Source organism: Pseudonocardia ammonioxydans (genome assembly GCF_900115005.1).
In the GTDB taxonomy this organism is placed as follows: domain Bacteria; phylum Actinomycetota; class Actinomycetes; order Mycobacteriales; family Pseudonocardiaceae; genus Pseudonocardia; species Pseudonocardia ammonioxydans.
Genome location: NZ_FOUY01000008.1, coordinates 172,937 through 191,157, shown reverse-complemented (window position 1 = coordinate 191,157; position 18,221 = coordinate 172,937). Strand labels below are relative to the sequence as shown.

Here is an 18,221-nt window from a genome sequence, read left to right as displayed (position 1 = left end):
CCGAGGGGGTACGAGTGCTGATCGACAGACCGGGCGCCGGGTGGCGGGCGCTCCGGCACCGGGTTGCCGGGGTCCGAGCCGGAGGCCGGGCACCGGAGCCAGGGCGGGCGAAGCAAGGCACCGAGGTCAGGCCGGAGCCGGAGCGAGCCGGACGCCGGGGCCAAGGCGGGCCGGGACGAAGCCGAGCACCGGGACGAGGCCGGGCGCCGGAGCCAGGGCGGGCGCCGAGCGAGGCCGGGTGCCGGACAGAGCACGGGCCGGGGCGGGAGTTCTCCACGCGCCCCGGCCCGGCGGGTCGGTTCCGGCGCCGCGACGGGCGCCGGGCTCACCCTCCGGCGGTCAGACGATCCCCTGCCGCGCGGCGGTGTAGACGATCTCGGTGCGGCGACGGACCTCGAGCTTGTCCCGCAGGTTCCGCACGTGGAACTTCACGGTGGCCTCGGAGATCCGCAGCCGGGTGCCGATCTCACGGTTGCTCAGCCCCACCGCGAGCAGGCGCAGCACCTGGTTCTCCCGGTCGGTCAGCAGCGAGGTCTTGCACAGGTCCGGGCCGGCGGACGGGGCCGGCTCGCGCAGCACCTGCAACGGGCCGGCGGCGCCGGTGCCCGGGTCGAACACGCCCTCGCCCCGCTGCACGGCGCGCACCGCGCGCACGATCTCGGTCGTGTCCGCGCCCTTGCGCAGGTAGCCGTGCACGCCGAGCCGGACGGTCCGCATCATCGAGTCGCGGTCGCGGCAGCCGGTGAGCACGAGGACCTTCGCGCCGCGGCAGCGCTCCAGCAGGGCGCGGACCAGGTCGAGACCCGGGCGCTCGTCGCGGCCGAACTCGATGTCGACGACGATCACGTCGGGGCGGGTCCGCTCGGCCACCATCAGCGCGTCCCGGGGTGAGGCGGCCTCGCCGGCCGGCGCGAGGTCCGGCTCGGCGGTCAGCAGCGCGCGCAGACCGTGCCGGACGATCGGCTCGGCGTCCACGACCAGGACCCGGGCCGCGCGGCGGACGACATCGACACCGTCGTGGCCGCGGACCGGCCGATCAGTGGCCTCGCGAACGGCTTCGAGCGTCATCGCTGTCCTCCGGGTGCGTCCTCGCCGGCCGCCTCGGTGGCGGTCCGGGGGCAACCGTAGGACGGGTTACGTTGCCTGCACGTTGCGCGGGCAGGGCGACGGAAGCCGTACGCACCGGATCCGGCTCCGGATCTGGGAGCCGTGTGCTCCCCGATCTGCAGGTATGCTCGCGGCGGAGCGGGGACCGTGAGTGACGAGGGCGCCCGAGCGGCGCCCACGGCGGAACGGGAGGCGGCATGCTCGGTGCGGACGACAACTCGTCGCCCGATGAGCTCGTCGCGGACGCGCGCCGCCTGCGCCGCATCTACGACGACGATCTCGGCACCGGTGGCTCCACCACGGGCCCGCGTCCGGTGGTGTCCGACTCGTGGCAGCGCAGCCTCGCCGCCCGCGTCGATCCGGAGCGCCGGCTTCCCCCGCTGGTCTACCGCGCCGACGAGCTGCGCGACGTCCGCGAGGGCCACCCGCTACACGCGGTGATGCCGCTGCTGCGCAGCACCCTGGTCAGCATCGCCGACGAGGCCATGCACGTGATGCTGGTGACCGACGCCGACGGGCACGTCCTCTGGCGGGACGGGGCGCACGGGCTGCTGCCCTCCGCCGACGACGTCGGGCTGGTCGAGGGCACCCGCTGGACCGAGGATGCGATCGGGACCAACGCGATGGGGACCGCGCTCGCGCTCGACGAGCCGGTCCGCATCCACTCCGCCGAGCACCTGGTCCGCACGTACCACGACTGGACCTGCGTCGCCGCTCCCGTGCACGACCCGGACACCGGGGACACGATCGGCGCCGTCGACATCTCCGGACCGCTGCACACCGTGCATCCCGCACTCGTCCAGCTGGTGACCACGACCGCGCAGCTCGCGGAGAACCAGCTGCGGGTGCGGATGGCGATCGCCGACGAGCGGCTGCGGGTGAAGAACATGCCGCACCTGGCCGGGCTGCGCGGCGCCGAGGGCGCACTGCTGTCCGCGTCCGGTCGAGTGATCGCGAGCGAGCCCTACGGCCGGTTCCCGGAGCGGATCCTGCTGGAGAAGGGCACCGAACGGGTCCGGCTCGACGACGGCCGCGAGATGACCGTCGAGGCGCTGTCCGAGGGGTACCTGCTGGTGCCGCCGGCCCGGCGGCGTTCCCGCGCCGCGAGCGGGCGCCCGGCACCGTCGCTGGCCCTGCGGTTCACCGGTGGCTCCGGCCCGCGGATCACCCTCGACGGGACCGAGAGCGCTGCCACGCTGCGGCCGGCCGAGATCCTCACCGCGCTGGCGCTGCACCCGGACGGGCTCTCCGGCGAGCAGCTCACCCTGATGCTCTACGGCGACGAGGGCAACCCGACGACGGTGCGCGGTGAGATCCACCGGTTGCGCTCGTCGTTGGGCGCCGACCTGCTGCTGACCCGGCCGTACCGGCTCGCGGCCGAGCCGGACGCGGACTTCCTGCGGATGCGGGTCGCCCTGCGGGAGGGCCGGGCCGCCGACGCGCTCGACGCCTGCCACGGCGAGCTGCTGCCCCGCTCGGACGCGCCCGCCGTACGGGACCTGCGCGACGAGCTCGTCGCGGGGCTGCGGCACGCCGTGCTCGCGGCCGGCGACGCCGAGCTGTTGCACCGCTTCACCGGCCATCCGCTCGGCACCGAGGACCTCGAGGCACACGAGCGGCTGCTGGAGCTGCTCGGCCGCGACGACCCGCGGCGCGCCGCCGTCGCCGCCCGGACCGAGCGCCTGCTCGCCTGACTGGCTCAGGACCGCGCGGCCAGCGGGCTGTCCGGCTCGGGCTCGAGCTCACCGGCCCGCCACAGCGCGGCGTAGCGGCCACCGGCCCGCACGAGCTCGTCGTGCGGGCCCTCCTCGACGATCCGCCCGCCGGCCAGCACCACGATGCGGTCCGAGCGGCGGGCGGTCTGCAACCGGTGGGCGACGACGAACGCGGTCCGCCGCGACGCCACCTGCTCCCCGGCCGCCAGCACCGTCGCCTCGGTCGCCGGGTCCAGGGCCGCCGTGGCCTCGTCGAAGATCAGCACGTCGGGGTCGACCAGCTCGGCGCGGGCCAGCGCGATCAGCTGCCGCTGCCCGGCCGAGAGGCCCTGCCCGCGCTCACCGACCGGTGTGCGGAACCCGGCCGGCAGCGACCGCACCAGGTCGTGCGCGCCGACCGCGCGGGCGGCCGCCTCGATCACCTCGCGGGACGCGTCGGGGCGTCCGTAGGCGATGTTGGACGCCACGTCACCGGTGAACAGGTGCGCCTCCTGCGGCACCACGCCGAGCCGGGAGCGGTACCCGGCCAGCGGGTAGCGGCGGACGTCGACGTCGTCCACCCGCACCTGGCCCTCGACGGTGTCGTAGAACCGGGCCAGCAGCTTGATCAGCGTGGACTTCCCGGCCCCGGTCGCCCCGACCAGCGCGACGGTCTCCCCCGGGGCGACCCGCAGCGACACGTCGTCCAGCGCCGGGGTCTCGGTACCGGCGTAGCGGAACGTCACCCGGTCCAGCTCCACCGCCCCGCGCAGCCGCTCCGGCATCGGGACCAGGTCCGTGCCGCCGGTCCCGTCGGCCCGGTCCGGCACCGAGGTCGGGGTGCGCAGCAGCTCGGCGATGCGGTTCAGGCCGACGCGGGCCTGCTGATAGCCGTCGAAGACCTGGGAGAGCTGCTGGACCGGCCCGAAGAACATCGTCAGGTACAGCAGGAACGCGGTCAGCACGCCCGCGGTGATCTCCCCGGAGAGGATCATCGACCCGCCGACGCCGAGCACCACCGCCGTCGCGACGTCGGACAGGAACGCCACGAACGGGAAGTACAGCGCGATGTAGCGCTGGGCGCGCAGCCGGGACCGGCGATAGGCGTCCGACCGCTCGCCGAAGCGGTCGTAGCTGAGCTCCTCGCGGACGTAGGCCTGGGCGATGCGGACGCCGGTGACGTTCTCCTGCAGGTCGGCGTTGACCACACTGACCCGCTCGCGGGCCTCGGCGTAGGCCTTCGAGGAGAAGCGGCGGAACACCACCGTGCCGATCGCGAGCAACGGCAGCAGCCAGCCGAGCGCGTAGAGCGCGAGCTCGGCGTCGGTCGCCACCAGCGCGACCGCGACACCGCCGATCGTGAGGACGCTGACCAGCGCCTGCGCCAGGCCGGTCTGCAGGAACGTGGACAGGGCGTCCACGTCGGTGGTCATCCGCGTCATGATCCGGCCGGAGAGCTCGCGCTCGTAGTAGTCGAGCCCGAGCCGTTGCAGATGCGCGTAGCTGCGCAGCCGCAGCAGGTAGAGCAGGCTCTCCCCGGCCCGCGCCGTGACCAGCGTCTGGAACCCCACGACGACCGCGTCGGCCACGACGATCAGCAGCCCGGCCAGCGCCGCCACGACCAGCACCCGGGTGGAGCCCTCGGCGATACCCGAGTCGACCGCGACGCGCGCGATGCTCGGCAGCGCGAGCGTGGCGAGCGCGTCCGCGGCCATCAGGGCGATGCCGAGCACCAGCAGCAGCCGTACCGGGCGCAGCAGCGAGGTCAGCCGGAACGCCGGGTCCGGCGCGGTCGGGTCGCCCTCGCCCCGCAGCCGTGGCGACTCCTTCGGGGCGGACAGCTTCGCGACCGCGTCGAGCAGCTCCGGGGTCGCACTGATCCCGCCCGCCCAGCCGGCACCGCCGCCGCCGGACTCCCGGCCGAGCGCGCGGTCCGGGTCCTCGGGCCGTTCGACGTCCGGCCACAGCTCCGGGGTGACCGCGGCGGCCGCCGGGGGCGGGGCCATCGCCGCGGGGGCCGGCTCGGCCGGGGGCGCACCACCGATCTCGTCCGCGGGACCGGTCGCCAGCAGTTCACGGAACAGCGCGCACCGCCCGCGCAGCTCGTCCTCGGTGCCCAGGTCGACCACCCGTCCGCGGTCGAGCACCGCGATCCGGTCGGCCAGCGCCAGGCTGGAACGGCGGTGTGCGACCAGCAGCGTGGTCCGGTCCGCGGTCAGCTGGTGCAGCGTCGCGTGGATGGCCGCCTCGGTCGCGGTGTCGACCGCGGAGGTCGCGTCGTCGAGCACCAGCACCCGCGGCCGGGTGAGCATGGCCCGGGCCAGCGCGATCCGCTGCCGCTGCCCACCGGACAGGGTCAGGCCGCGCTCACCGACCTCGGTGTCGTACCCGTCGGGCAGCGCCTCGACGAACGGGGCGACCTGCGCGGCCTCGGCGGCGGCGCGGATCTCCTCGTCCCCGGCGTCCGGGCGACCGTAGGCGATGTTGTTCCGGATGGTGTCGGAGAACAGGAACGCCTCCTCGAACACCACGCCCAGCTCGGCCCGCAGGTCGCGCAGCCGCAGCTCGCGCAGGTCGACGCCACCTATGCGGATGGCACCCTCCTGCGGGTCGTAGAACCGGGGCAGCAGCAGGGCGACCGTCGACTTGCCCGAGCCGGGCGGGCCGACCAGCGCGAGCGTCTCCCCCGGCTCGACCCGCAGTGACAGCCCGTCGAGTACGGGCACCGCAGCGGCGTCCGGGCCGTGCGCACCCGGACCGGAACCGGCCGGCTCGTAGCCGAACCGGACCTCGTCCAGCTCGACGGCGGGCGGCCCCTCCGGGAGGGTCCCCGGCCGGTGCGGGTCCACGATCTCCGGCTCGGCGTCGACGATCTCGAAGACCCGCTCCGCGGCCGCCCGGGTGAGCTGGCCGGTGACCACCAGCGCGCCGATCAGCCGGGCCGGTCCGACGAGCATGCCGACGTAGGTGGTGAAGGCCAGGAAGGTCCCGAGGTCGATCGTCCCCCGGGCAGCCATGTACCCGCCGACGCCGATCACCGCGACCTGGCCGAGCCCGGGCAGGGCGAGCAGCGCCGGGTTCAGCCGCGCGGTCAGCCCGGCAGCACGCAGGCGCTCGCCGTAGAGCCGGCGCGCGCGTTGCTCCAGGGCCCCGGTCTCGCGGGCCTCCTGCCCGAACCCCTTGACCACCCGGACGCCGGTGACGGTCTCCTCGACCTGCTGGGCGATCTCGGCCGCCCGCTGCTGCGCCGACCAGGTCGCGGGGAACAGCGTGCGGCGGATCCGGTTGGTCGCCAGGAACGCCAGCGGCAGCATGACCAGCGCGACCACGGTGAGCAGCGGCGAGAGCCACAGCATCGCCGTCACCGCGACGACCACGAGCACCACGGTGCCCGCCGACAGCGGGACCATCGACAGGAAGCCCTGTACCAGCTGCAGGTCGGAGATCGCGCGGGAGGCGACCTGCCCGGTGCGCAGCCGGTCCTGGCGCACCCCGTCCATCCGCTGGACCGCGGCGAACACCGCCCGCCGCAGGTCGTGCTGGACGTTGAGCGCCATCGTGCCGCCGAGGTAGCGGCGCACGAACGCACCGGCGAACTTGACCAGGCCCAGTACCAGGAACCCGAGCACCACCGGGGTGAGCACACCCGGGTCACCGCCGACGACGCCGTTCACCCCGGAGCGGATCAGCAGCGGCCCGACCGCCTCCAGCCCGACCCCGGCCATCGAGGCCGCGAGCGCACCGAGGGTGACGCCGCGGTGCCGGAGGCAGGCGCGGGCGAGCCGGCGGACCCAGCCCGGGCGGGCCGGATCGGGACCGTCGGAACGGGCGGGACCGGGTCGGGCGGGGTGGGAACGGGGTCGGGGGCGGGGGCGGGACACACGATCAGGCTATGCCCGCCCACCGACATCCACGGATCCAGGTGATGCGGGTCAGGTGATGTCGCGCCGGCCCCCGACGACCACCGCGAGGGCCACCCCGGCGACCGTCCACCCGACGAGGACCAGCAGCGCGACCCACCCCGGCGGCGGTGCGCTCACCCCGGCGAGGAACTCCAGCACCGTGCGGGTCTCGGCGCCCGCACCGGCCGCGGCGACCGGGGCCTCGTAGAGGGCGAGATCACCGGCGTTGCCGGGCAGGAACGAGGTGAGCCGGGCGAACACCGACGGTTCGCCGAACGACGTGTCCCCCGCCCGCAGCGCCCCGGCGATCAGGTTCTCCCCGATCAGCAGGTAGCCCACGGTCAGCGTGACCGCACCGGCCTGGTTCGGCACCACGGTCCCGACGGCGACGCCGAGCACCCCCCACAACGCGCAGACCAGGATCCCGATCGCACCCAGACCGGCGAGCTGGCCCCAGCTCGGCAGCTGCTGGCCACCGAGTACCGCGCCACCCAGCAGCGGTCCCAGCACGGCGACCACCAGGCCGTACAGCCCGGCGACGACGGCGGCGACGGCCACCTTGGCCCCCAGCACCTGGGTGCGGGTCCCGGTCAGGAACGCGAGCGTGATCGTGCGGTGCCGGTACTCCCCGGCCGCGAGCAGCGCCCCGTAGGCCGCACCGACGATCGCCGCCATGCTCAGCGCCGAGGCGAGCCCGGTGAGCATCAGGATCGCCGAGGTGTCGGTCGCCGAGGGCACGAGCAGCGTGATCAGGCTGCCGAACAGGCTCATGGCCAGCGCCAGCAGCACGACCGGGATCAGCAGCAGCCACCACAGCCGTACCGAGAGCGTCCGCCGGACCTCCGCGGTCAGCACCGCCGTCCAGCGGTGCGGCGCACCGAGCTTCATGCCACCTCCTCCCCCGCGAGCAGCCGCAGGAACATCTGCTCCAGACCGACCCGCTCCTCGGTCATCCCGTACACGGCGACGCCGGCGCCGAGCGCCAGGTCGCCGACCCGCACCGCGTCGGCGCCGCCGACTGCCAGCCGGCCGTCGGAGATCCGGTCGACCTCGGTGATCCCCTCCGCGGCCAGCACCTCGGCCAGGCGGGCCGGGTCCGCGGGCCGGACCAGCACCCGGCCGCCCTGGCCCTCGCGCAGCTCCGAGACCGCCCCGTCGAACCGGCAGCGGCCGCGGTCGATGACGACCAGGCGCTGGGCGGTCAGCTCCATCTCGGCGAGCTGGTGCGAGGACACCAGCACGCTGCGCCCGGACGCGGCGAAGGCGTTGACGAACGAGCGCAGCCAGGCGATGCCGTCCGGGTCCAGGCCGTTGCCGGGCTCGTCGAGGACGAGGATCTGCGGGTCGCCGAGCAGCGCGGCGGCCAGCGCGAGCCGCTGGTTCATCCCGAGCGAGAACCCGCCGGCCGGCCGGTCGGCGGCCGCCGCGAGCCCGACCAGCCCGAGCACCTCGTCGACCCGCGAGTCCGGGACGCCGACCGCTGCGGCACCCGCGCGCAGGTGCGCCCGGGCGGTGCGCCGCGGGTGCACGCCCTGCACCTCGAGGACCGCGCCGACCACCTTCCCCGGTGACTCCAGCTCCGCGAACGGCACGCCGTCGATCAGCGCCCGCCCGGTCGTCGGCCCCACCAGGCCGAGGATCATCCGCAGCGTCGTCGTCTTGCCGGACCCGTTCGGGCCGAGGAACCCGGTCACCGAACCGGGCTCGACGGTGAACGACAGGTCCCGTACCGCCTCCACCGGACCGAACTTCTTGCCCAGGCCCTCGACGGTGATCCGCCCGGGACCGGGCGGTGCCGTCTCCTGCACTCCAGGCCTCCCGCCGTGCTGTGCGAGCGCCCCGCGCGCCGGGGGGCGCCGTTCCGCCTCCGTCCCGGGCGGTCCCGGGACGCGTGCCGGGTCATCCTCACCCAGTGCCGGTGCCGTGCCCGATCCAGGGTCGCCACGTGCAGGTACGGACGCCGTCGGCGAGCGCAGGCCCGGCGGGAACGGAGTTGTCCACAGGCGGCCGGAGGCCCCTGGCGCCGACACGACGAAACGGACAGGATGGCGTGCATCACACCGATCGAGCGCCGAACCCCGGGAGCGCCCCCGTGATCGATCCGAACGCCACCGTGTCGTCCCTGCTGCGCCGGCACGCCACCGAACGACCCGACGACGAGGCCCTGCGCTTCGGCGACGTCCGCCGCACCTGGTCCGAACTGGACGAACGGGTGCGCAGGCTCGCCACGGCACTGCGTGCGGAGGGCATCGGCCCCGGCGACCGGGTCGCGGTGCTGGATCTGAACCATCCGTCCTGCCTGGAACTGTCGCTGGCCTGCGCGTGGATCGGCGCGGCGAACGCGGTGGTCAACTTCCGGCTGGCCCCACCGGAGATCCTCTACGTGATCAACGACGCCCGGGCGCGGCTGCTGCTGGTCGGGCCCGAGTTCGCCGGTGCCGCCGCGCAGCTGCGGGAGAAGCTGGACACCGTCGAGCGGATCCTGCCGGTCGGCGGTGAGCAGGACGAGTACGAGGCCTTCCTCTCCGCCCACCAGCCGGACGAGAGCCCCCACCCCGCCGCGCGGGACGACTGCTTCGTGCAGCTCTACACCTCGGGGACGACCGGCTTCCCGAAGGGCGCGATGCTCACCCACGGCGCGATGCTGGCGCACGCCGCGCACGTCGCCACCGACTTCGAGCTGGCCCCGACCGACGTCGTACAGGTGGCGATGCCGCTGTTCCACGTCGGCGGCACCAGCTACGCCTTCCTCGCACTCGGCCAGGGGGCGCGCATCGTGATGGCGCGGATGCCCGATCCGGCCGCGCTGCTGGACATGATCGGCGCCGAGGGCATCACGCACACGTTCTGGGTGCCGGCCCTGATGGGCGCGATGACCCAGGTCCCGGGGGCTGCGGAGAAGGACTACTCGTCGTTGCGCGCGATCTCCTACGGCGCGTCGCCGATGCCGCTGCCGGTGCTGCGGGCGTCGCTGGAGCTGTTCGGACCGCGCCTGCACCAGGTGTACGGGATGACCGAGGCGTGCGGCGTGGTCACCTCGCTCGGCCCGGAGGACCACGCCGATCCGGCCGTGGCGCACCGGCTCGTCTCGGCCGGGAAGCCGATCACCGGCGTGACCATCGAGGTCCGCGACCCCGCCACCGGCGAGGAGCTCGGGGTGGACGAGCCCGGCGAGATCTGGGTGCGCACCGACCAGCTGATGAGCGGGTACTGGCAGAAGCCGGAGGCGACGGCGGCGGCGGTCACGCCGGACGGCTGGCTGCGCTCCGGCGACGGCGGGCACATCGACGCCGACGGCTACGTCTACGTCACCGACCGGATCAAGGACATGATCGTCTCCGGTGGGGAGAACGTGTACCCCGCCGAGATCGAGCGGGTCCTGGCCGAGCACCCATCGGTGGCCGACGTGGCCGTCATCGGGGTCCCCGACGAGCGCTGGGGCGAGGTCCCGAAGGCGTGCGTGGTCGCGGCGCCGGGGGCGACGATCGACCCGGAGGCGCTGCTCGCCCGTGCCCGCGAGCACCTGGCGGGGTTCAAGTGCCCCCGCACGGTCGACGTGCTGGAGGAGCTGCCGCGCAACCCGACCGGCAAGATCCTCAAGAAGGAGCTGCGGGCGCCGCACTGGGAGGGGCGCGAACGGCGCACCGTCTGAAACTGAGACACGCCGAATCTTGACCCGTTCCAGAAACGACGACAGTCTTGCGCGGGTGTCGATCGCTACGGATCACGAGGGCAGGTTGCGCGGAGCGTCCCTCCGCGTGACGCGCCCCCGCCTGGCCGTGCTGCGGGCCGTGCACAACCATCCGCACGCGGACACGGAGTTCCTCATCCGTGCCGTGCGGGCGGACCTCGGAGAGGTCTCCCACCAGGCCGTCTACGACGTGCTGCGGGTCCTCACCCACTCCGGCCTGGTGCGCCGCATCCAGCCGACGGGTTCCGCCGCACGGTACGAGGCGCGGATCGGCGACAACCACCACCACGTCGTCTGCCGGTCCTGCGGGGCCATCGCGGACGTCGACTGCGCCGTCGGCTCCGCACCGTGTCTCACCGCCTCCGACGACAGCGGCTTCGTCATCGACGAGGCCGAGGTCGTCTATTGGGGACGGTGCCCCGGCTGCTCGACCTCCACCACCACCGATCCCGGAAGGAGTGCCCGTGTCTGACGAGCACGTCACCGTCGAGAGTGAACTGAACCGCGAGGAGGCAGGCGGCTGCCCGGTCGTCCACGGCCGGATGTCGCACCCCACCGAGGGTGGCGGCAACACCGACTGGTGGCCGAACCAGCTCAACCTGAAGATCCTGCGCAAGAACCAGCCCGCGTCCGACCCGTTCCACGGCGAGTTCGACTACGCCGCGGAGTTCGCGACCGTCGACCTCGACGAGCTGGCCCGCGACGTCGACGCGGTCATCACCACCTCGCAGGACTGGTGGCCCGCCGACCACGGCAGCTACGCCGGCTTCTTCATCCGGATGGCCTGGCACTCGGCCGGTACCTACCGCACCTTCGACGGCCGTGGCGGCGCCGGGGCCGGCATGCAGCGCTTCGCCCCGCTGAACAGCTGGCCGGACAACGGCAACCTGGACAAGGCCCGCCGGCTGCTGTGGCCGGTCAAGCAGAAGTGGGGCCGCAAGGTCTCCTGGGCCGACCTGCTGGTCTTCGCGGGCAACCGCGCCCACACGGTCTCCGGCTTCGAGATGGCCCCCTTCGCCGGCGGCCGCGCCGACGTGTGGGAGCCCGACGAGGACGTCTACTGGGGCGCCGAGACCGAGTGGCTGGGCAACGACGCGCGCTACGGCGGGAGCACCGACTTCGCGAACCGTGAGCTGGAGAAGCCGCTCGGCGCGTCGCACATGGGTCTGATCTACGTCAACCCGGAGGGCCCGAACGCCAGCGCCGACCCGATCGCCGCGGCCCGCGACATCCGCGAGACCTTCGGCCGGATGGCGATGAACGACGAGGAGACCGCCGCGCTCATCGCGGGCGGTCACACCCTCGGCAAGACCCACGGTGCCGCCAACCCCGACGAGAACGGCAACGTCGGGCCCGAGCCCGAGGCCGCGGACATCACCGAGCAGGGACTGGGCTGGAAGCAGAGCTTCGGCACCGGCAAGGGTCGCGACGCCATCACCTCGGGCCTCGAGGTCACCTGGACCCGCACCCCGAACCGGTGGAGCCACGACTACCTCGAGCACCTCTACAAGTACGAGTGGGAGCTCGAGCAGTCGCCGGCCGGGGCGTGGCAGTTCGTCGCCAAGGACGCCGAGGCGACCATCCCGGACCCCGAGGAGGGCTACCCGAACCGCAAGCCGCGGATGCTGGTCACCGACGTGGCCCTGCGGGTCGACCCGATCTACGGCGAGATCACCCGGCGCTGGCTGGACGACCCGGCCGAGTTCGAGGCCGCCTACCGGCGCGCCTGGTACAAGCTGACCCACCGTGACATGGGCCCGCGGGAGCGCTACATCGGCGCCTGGGTGCCGGCCCAGGAAGAGCTCTGGCAGGACCCGGTCCCGGCCGTCGACCACGAGCTCGTCTCGGCCGACGACGTCGCGTCGATCAAGGCCACGGTGCTCGGGTCCGGCCTGTCGGTCTCCGAGCTGGTGTCGACCGCGTGGGCCGCGGCCTCGACGTTCCGCTCCTCCGACAAGCGCGGTGGCGCCAACGGCGGCCGCGTCCGCCTGGAGCCGCAGCGCAGCTGGGAGGTCAACGACCCGGCGCAGCTGAACACTGTGATCTCGAAGCTGGAGTCCCTCCAGTCCGAGATCAACGGCTCGCTGTCCGGCGGCAAGAAGATCTCCTTCGCCGACCTGGTGGTGCTCGCCGGCGCCGCGGGCGTCGAGAAGGCCGCCAAGGACGGCGGGCACGACATCACCGTGCCGTTCGTCCCGGGCCGCACCGACGCCACCCAGGAGCAGACCGACGTCGAGTCGTTCTCCTACCTGGAGCCGTCGACCGACGGGTTCCGCAACGTGCTGGGCAAGGAGAGCTCCCTGCCCGCCGAGTACCAGCTCGTGGACCGGGCGAACCTGCTCGGCCTGACCGCGCCGGAGCTGACCGTGCTGGTCGGCGGCCTGCGGGTGCTGGGCGCGAACACCGGCGGTTCCACCGCCGGCGTGCTCACCGACCGGCCGGGCACCCTGACCAACGACTTCTTCACCACCCTGCTCTCGGCAGGCCTGGAGTGGAAGTCGGTCGCCGGTGACGACAACGTCTTCGAGGCCGTCGACGGCTCCGGGGCGACGGTGTGGACCGGGACCCGTGCCGACCTCGTGTTCGGCTCGAACTCCGAGCTGCGCGCGGTGGCCGAGGTCTACGCCAGCGACGACGCGGGTGAGAAGTTCGTCCGCGACTTCGTCGCGGCGTGGGACAAGGTCATGATGGCGGACCGCTACGACGTCTGATCCCTCCTCCGACGAGCGCACGACGCCCGGACCGGTCCGCCGGTCCGGGCGTCGTGCTGTGTGCGGCCCCGCGTCCGGTCGTTCACGCCGGGTGCCACCCGTCCCGCCGGTCCCGGGGCTCGCGCGCGGGCCGGCTCGGCCGCCCCGGCCCGCCCCCGGTGGTCCCCGCAGGTACCGCCCCGACGACGGCGAGCGGGCAGCGGGCGAGCCGCAGCACGCTCCGGCCCACCGAGCCGGGCGCAGCCGCCCACGGCTGCCCGCGGTCGCGGGAACCGACCACGACCATCGCGGCCCCCTCGGAGTGGGTGACCAGCGCCCGCGCCGGATCCGCCCGGGCCACCACCAGGGCGTGGACGGGTACGTCGGGGAACTCGTCCCGCTGCCGGCACAGCACCCGCTCGAGGGCCCGGTGCGCGACCAGCTCGGTCTGCGCCACCGGCGCACTCGCGGCCTCGAGATCCGCCGGCCGGTCGGGCGTCCAGGCGCGCACGGCGACCAGCGGGACGCCCCGCTGCCGGGCCGCGCGGAGTGCGAAACCCATCGCCGCCCGTCCGGTGCCGGAGTCGTCCACCCCGACCACGACGCGCGGTGGCGACCAGCCGCACGGGTCCTCGTCGGGACGCGGCCGGACGACGACGACCGGGCAGGCCGCGTACGCGGTGACCTGACGGGAGACCGACCGGGTCAGCCGCTCGCGCAGCCCGGTCCGGGTCCGACGACCCACGACCAGCAGGTCCGCCCCGGCCGCCACGTCGAGCAGCGCACGCACCGGCGGCCCCTGCAGCGGTACGGCGCGGACCTCGATCTCGGAGGCGACCGAGCGCGCCCGGGCCACCTCCGCGGCCAGCAGCTCCTCGACCTCGGCACGCAGCGTGAACACGCTCTCCGGGGACGGCACCGTGCCGCAGAAGTCGACCGGCAGCGGCGGCCGGTAGGCGTGCACGATCCGGAGCGGGCACCCGCGGGCGGCCGCCTCCGAGCTCGCCCACTCCACCGCGTCCCGTGCGTTGCCGGTGCCGTCGACCGCCACCACGACCGGGGCCCGGCCGCGTCCGCCGGCCATCAGGACACCACCGCGGTGGCCGGACCGGGTGCTCTCACGAGGGACGCGGAGGAGCGGAGCCCCGGCAGGACGGCGATCGGGGCCTGCGGTGCAACGACGGTGCTGGTCATGTCGCCCTCCGGCACTCGTTCCGGAATCAGCCGGTCGCCCAGTTCCGGACGGCACACGCGAACCGGGCAATTTGTATCGTAACACGATATAAATTGCCGCGACAGGCGGACAGACATGCAGGCAGCCGGTCGTGCGCGCCGCAGCCGGACCGCGGCCGTGCCCGGGTCAGCGCACCAGGGATCAGGTCAGCACCGGAGATCAGCTCAGTGCACCGAGCACCGCCGCGAGCTTCTCCGGCTCCGAGAACATCGGCCAGTGCCCGGTCGGCAGCGCCACGAACGACCACTCCGGCCCGCCCATCTCCGCGAACCCCGGTACCCCCTCGTCGATCAGCGGCCGCACCTGGTCGGGCGCGAAGCTGCACGCCACGACCGTCTTCGGCAGCGTCGGGTCGGGCTCCCCGCGCCGCACCCCGGTCAGCACCGCTCCGGCCGGCTCGACCAGGGACCGCGCGCGGACGTCATCGAACACCGCGTCCGGGATGCCGTCCGTGCTGCTGCCGATCGCGGTGAGCTCCTCCCGCGACGGCATCGGCTGGCCGGTCCCGTGCTCCTCGATGGCGCCGCGGATCCGTTCCTGTACCTCGGGCGGGTTGAAGTCGATCTGGGCGGTGCCGTCGGGCAGCGGCCCGGTGTCGACGAACACCAGGTGCGCGACCCGGTCCCGGGCACGCTCGGCGGCCGCGGCGCAGACCGGCCCGCCGCCGCTGTGCCCGACGAGCACCACCGGCTCCCCGGCCGGGACGAGCGCGGCCAGGACGTCGTCGACGTGGGACTCGGCGGTGTCGCCGGGGGCGTGGCCGAGCTCGACCGCCGTCACCGCGTGTCCGCGCGAGCGCAGGTCCGCTGCCACCGCGTCCCACGCCGACCCGTCGAGCCAGAACCCCGGGACCAGCACGTATGTCGTCATGACCGGGACATTGCCCCCCCTCGAGGACAGTTTCCGCCCTCGATGGCGAATCCGGTTTCGGCGCGGACCCCACACGGCCTACCGTGCCCGGCGGCCGAGCGACCGCCGGGAGGAACCGCCGTGCACGACGTCCGCCATCACGCCGGCTGCCATCACGCCGACTGCCACGACGACCGGACCGCCGCCCTCGACGCGGTCTGGACGACCTGGGCCCGGACCGCGGAGACCCTCACGACCGGCGACTGGAGCCGGCCGTCGCGCTGCGCGGGGTGGGGTGGGACGTCGCCGCGCTGTACGCCCACGTCGGCCTGTTCCCGTTCGCCGTGTGCAACGCCCCGCCGCCGCCCGCGGACCCGGGAGTCCCGTTGACGGCCGTGGAGATCCTCCGGGGCTTCAACGCACCCGGGGGTGTCGCGCACGGCGCGGCCGCCGAGGTCGCCGGCGCCGCGGTCCGCTCCGCCGCCGACGCCGGCCCGGACGGGCTGCGACGCACCTTCACCGACGACGCCCCCCCGGGCCGTCGGAGTGGTCCGGGAGCACGACCCCGGCGACCCCGTCCCGTGGCCCGCCACGGACGGGGTGACGACGTGGGGCGAGGCGGTCCGGATCGTGCTGCTGGAGTCGACGGTGCACCTGCTCGACGTCCTCGACGCCCTGGGCCGCCCGCCGCAGGTCCCCGCGCCCGCGCTGCGCGAGACCGCACACCTGCTCGCCGAGCTCGCCGACCCGGTCGCCCTGGTCGAGGCCGCCACCGGCCGCGCCACTCCGACGGTGTTCCCCGTACTGCGCTGACGTGCTCCGTCCTGCGCTGACGCGGCGGTCTGCACCGGCACGGCGGGCCCGCCGCACACACCGAGGCCCCGCACCGTCCGGAGACGGTGCGGGGCCTCGGTGGGTATGACGCGGGAGGTCAGGCGGCGGCAGCGGCCTGCTTCTTCGCGGCCAGCTTCTCCAGCCGGCGCGTGGTGGGCCAGCGGACGTTGGTCGCCCAGCCCAGCTTCTCGAAGGCGCGGATGGTCACGGCCGAGATGTCGATCTGACCCTTCTTCACGCCGTGCCGGGCGCAGGTCGGGTCGGCGTGGTGCAGGTTGTGCCAGGACTCGCCGAAGGACAGCACGGCCAGCCACCAGACGTTGGCGGACTTGTCCCGGGAGGCGAAGGGCCGCTCGCCCCAGATGTGGCAGATCGAGTTGATCGACCAGGTGACGTGGTGCAGCACCGCGACCCGGACCAGGCCCGCCCAGAAGAAGGCGGTGAACGCGCCCCACCAGGACATCGTGACCAGACCGCCGATCAGCGCCGGGCCGAGCAGGCTGGCCACCACGATCAGCGGGAACGCCTTCTGCAGGCGGTCCATGTCCTTGTCGGCGACCAGGTCCGGCGCGAACCGGCGCATGTTCGTCAGGTCGCGGTCGAACAGCCAGCCCATGTGCGAGTGCCAGAAGCCCTTGACCAGTGCCTTCACGCCGGTGCCGTAGAGCCACGGCGAGTGCGGGTCGCCCTCCTTGTCGGAGAAGGCGTGGTGCCGGCGGTGGTCACCGACCCAGTCGAGGACGCCGCCCTGCAGCGACAGGCTGCCGGCGATCGCCAGCGCAATCCGCAGCGGACGCTTCGCCTTGAACGAGCCGTGGGTGAAGTAGCGGTGGAAGCCGACGGTCACACCGAGCCCGCTGATCATGTAGAAGACCGCGAACAGCGCCACGTCGACCCAGCCGAGGCCCCAGCCCCAGGCGAGCGGGATCGCCGCGAACAGCGCGAGCGTCGGGAGGATGACGAACACGCCCACCAGGAACATCGCGCCCGGGGGTCGCTGTCCATCGGTGATCGGGGCTGGTGCCCGCTTCTCGGACGGGGAGCGGGGCGGTGCGGCCTCGAGCGTCATGCCCCCATGAGACCTGCGCGGGGGCCCGCCCGGCAGTGCGGCTAACCCCCCTATCCCGTTTCGGGTTCGGCGGCCCGTCGGACTTGACCCGTGAGTAACTTGCGACTACGAACCCGTTGTGAAGCTCTCGACGATCCTTCCCTACGGCGACGATCCGATCCGCAACGCGGACGCGGTCACCGACATGGAGCGGGCCGGCCTCGACGTCGCCTGGGCTGCCGAGGCCTATAGCTTCGACGCCGTCTCCCTGCTCGGCTACCTCGCCGCCCGGACGGAGCGGCTCGAGATCGGCTCGGCGATCCTGCCGATCTACTCCCGCACGCCGACGCTGACGGCCATGACGGCGGCCGGGCTGGACGCCCTGTCCGGCGGGCGGTTCAGCCTCGGGCTCGGTGCGTCCGGGCCGCAGGTGATCGAGGGCTTCCACGGCGTGCCGTACGACAAGCCGGTGGGCCGCACCCGGGAGATCATCGAGATCTGCCGGAAGGTGTGGAAGCGGGACGAGAAGCTGACCAACGACGGGCTCTACCCGATCCCGTTCCCCGGCGGCACCGGCCTCGGGAAGCCGCTGAAGATCATCAATCACCCGCAGCGGTCCGACATCCCGGTCTGGGTGGCCGCACTCGGGGAGAAGAACCTCGAGATGACCGCGGAGCTGGCGAACGGCTGGCTCCCGCACGTCGTGCTGCCGGAGAAGATCCGCGACGTCTTCGGCCCCGCCCTGGACGCCGGGTTCGCCAGGCGGGACCCGGAGCTCGGCCCGCTGCAGATCACCGGCGGCGGCATCTGCGCGCTCGAGGAGGAGATGTTCGAGCCCGCCCGCCAGGCCGCCCGGGGCCTGTACGCGCTCTACATCGGCGGCATGGGCGCGCGGGGGAAGAACTTCTACAACACCGTCTTCGCCAAGCAGGGCTATGCGGACGCCGCGAAGACCGTGCAGGACCTCTACCTGGACGGGAAGAAGGAGGAGGCCATGGCCGCCCTCCCCGACGAGTTCATCGACAAGGTCTCGCTGATCGGTCCGGAGGGGCACGTCCGCGAGCGGATCGCGGCGCTGCGGGAGAACGGGATCACCCACCTGCACGTGAACCCGATGACCTCGGACGTCAACGGGACCTTCGAGAAGCTGAAGACCTGGATCTCCTGACGGG

At 73.9% G+C, this 18,221-nt stretch carries 13 protein-coding genes; 6 read left to right on the top strand and 7 right to left on the bottom strand.

Translation table 11 applies throughout. The annotated features are described in order from the left end of the window. Window positions 1-339 precede the first annotated feature (339 nt). Window positions 340-1,068: a LuxR C-terminal-related transcriptional regulator gene (locus tag BM093_RS10600; protein WP_093340873.1), complete on the bottom strand. Its 729-nt coding sequence runs from the start codon at window positions 1,066-1,068 to the stop codon at window positions 340-342. A gap of 236 nt (window positions 1,069-1,304) precedes the next feature. Between BM093_RS10600 and BM093_RS10595 the strand changes: the two genes are divergently transcribed. Further along, window positions 1,305-2,801, top strand: coding sequence for a helix-turn-helix domain-containing protein (locus BM093_RS10595; RefSeq protein ID WP_093340871.1), 1,497 nt, complete (start codon window positions 1,305-1,307; stop codon window positions 2,799-2,801). Window positions 2,802-2,806: 5 nt separating this feature from the next. On the opposite strand, the gene BM093_RS10590 is transcribed toward BM093_RS10595, so the two are convergent. From BM093_RS10590 to BM093_RS10580, 3 genes are read right to left on the bottom strand one after another with little or no spacing between them, the layout of a single operon-like run. Beyond that, complete coding sequence (locus BM093_RS10590) at window positions 2,807-6,682, bottom strand: ABC transporter ATP-binding protein (RefSeq protein ID WP_093340869.1); 3,876 nt, start codon at window positions 6,680-6,682, stop codon at window positions 2,807-2,809. Between the two features lie 51 nt (window positions 6,683-6,733). Continuing rightward, the gene (locus BM093_RS10585; RefSeq protein ID WP_093340867.1) at window positions 6,734-7,591 is read right to left on the bottom strand and encodes a hypothetical protein; all 858 of its coding nucleotides are present in this window, start codon (window positions 7,589-7,591) and stop codon (window positions 6,734-6,736) included. After that, window positions 7,588-8,511, bottom strand: a complete 924-nt coding sequence (locus BM093_RS10580) for an ATP-binding cassette domain-containing protein (RefSeq protein WP_093340865.1) — start codon at window positions 8,509-8,511, stop codon at window positions 7,588-7,590. The genes BM093_RS10585 and BM093_RS10580 overlap by 4 nt, the downstream gene beginning before the upstream one ends. Window positions 8,512-8,795: 284 nt before the next feature. Here BM093_RS10580 and BM093_RS10575 point away from each other — a divergent pair, with 284 nt between their 5' ends. From BM093_RS10575 to katG, 3 genes are read left to right on the top strand one after another with little or no spacing between them, the layout of a single operon-like run. Further along, window positions 8,796-10,355 (top strand): long-chain-fatty-acid--CoA ligase, encoded by a 1,560-nt coding sequence (locus BM093_RS10575; RefSeq protein ID WP_093340863.1) that lies wholly within the window; start codon window positions 8,796-8,798, stop codon window positions 10,353-10,355. Window positions 10,356-10,410: 55 nt separating this feature from the next. Beyond that, window positions 10,411-10,866: a Fur family transcriptional regulator gene (locus BM093_RS10570; RefSeq protein WP_093340861.1), complete on the top strand. Its 456-nt coding sequence runs from the start codon at window positions 10,411-10,413 to the stop codon at window positions 10,864-10,866. Next, entirely contained in the window at window positions 10,859-13,105 is a 2,247-nt protein-coding gene (gene katG, locus BM093_RS10565; RefSeq protein WP_093340859.1) for a catalase/peroxidase HPI, read from the top strand. The genes BM093_RS10570 and katG overlap by 8 nt, the downstream gene beginning before the upstream one ends. An 82-nt stretch (window positions 13,106-13,187) precedes the next feature. Here the strand turns inward: katG and BM093_RS10560 are convergent, their stop codons facing one another. Both BM093_RS10560 and BM093_RS10555 read right to left on the bottom strand, forming a co-directional pair. Next, window positions 13,188-14,168 carry a universal stress protein gene (locus BM093_RS10560; RefSeq protein ID WP_093340857.1) on the bottom strand — a complete coding sequence of 327 codons (981 nt, stop codon included), beginning with the start codon at window positions 14,166-14,168 and terminating at the stop codon, window positions 13,188-13,190. A 309-nt stretch (window positions 14,169-14,477) separates the two neighbouring features. Beyond that, entirely contained in the window at window positions 14,478-15,188 is a 711-nt protein-coding gene (locus tag BM093_RS10555) for an alpha/beta fold hydrolase (protein WP_093340855.1), read from the bottom strand. A gap of 579 nt (window positions 15,189-15,767) precedes the next feature. Here BM093_RS10555 and BM093_RS10545 point away from each other — a divergent pair. Next, on the top strand, window positions 15,768-15,980 hold the full coding sequence (locus tag BM093_RS10545) for a hypothetical protein (protein WP_143105329.1): 213 nt from the start codon (window positions 15,768-15,770) through the stop codon (window positions 15,978-15,980). A 118-nt stretch (window positions 15,981-16,098) separates the two neighbouring features. Here the strand turns inward: BM093_RS10545 and BM093_RS10540 are convergent, their stop codons facing one another. Then, the gene (locus BM093_RS10540; RefSeq protein ID WP_177238380.1) at window positions 16,099-17,070 is read right to left on the bottom strand and encodes an acyl-CoA desaturase; all 972 of its coding nucleotides are present in this window, start codon (window positions 17,068-17,070) and stop codon (window positions 16,099-16,101) included. 118 nt (window positions 17,071-17,188) lie between these two features. Between BM093_RS10540 and BM093_RS10535 the strand changes: the two genes are divergently transcribed. After that, window positions 17,189-18,217 (top strand): LLM class F420-dependent oxidoreductase, encoded by a 1,029-nt coding sequence (locus tag BM093_RS10535; protein WP_093340847.1) that lies wholly within the window; start codon window positions 17,189-17,191, stop codon window positions 18,215-18,217. Window positions 18,218-18,221: the final 4 nt, after the last annotated feature.

Coding starts and splice junctions, on each gene's coding strand:
- BM093_RS10560 (WP_093340857.1), bottom strand. CDS start 14,168: ATGGCCGGCGGACGCGGCCGGGCCCCGGTCGTGGTGGCGGTCGACGGC.
- BM093_RS10540 (WP_177238380.1), bottom strand. CDS start 17,070: ATGACGCTCGAGGCCGCACCGCCCCGCTCCCCGTCCGAGAAGCGGGCA.
- BM093_RS10555 (WP_093340855.1), bottom strand. CDS start 15,188: ATGACGACATACGTGCTGGTCCCGGGGTTCTGGCTCGACGGGTCGGCG.
- BM093_RS10595 (WP_093340871.1), top strand. CDS start 1,305: ATGCTCGGTGCGGACGACAACTCGTCGCCCGATGAGCTCGTCGCGGAC.
- BM093_RS10585 (WP_093340867.1), bottom strand. CDS start 7,591: ATGAAGCTCGGTGCGCCGCACCGCTGGACGGCGGTGCTGACCGCGGAG.
- BM093_RS10600 (WP_093340873.1), bottom strand. CDS start 1,068: ATGACGCTCGAAGCCGTTCGCGAGGCCACTGATCGGCCGGTCCGCGGC.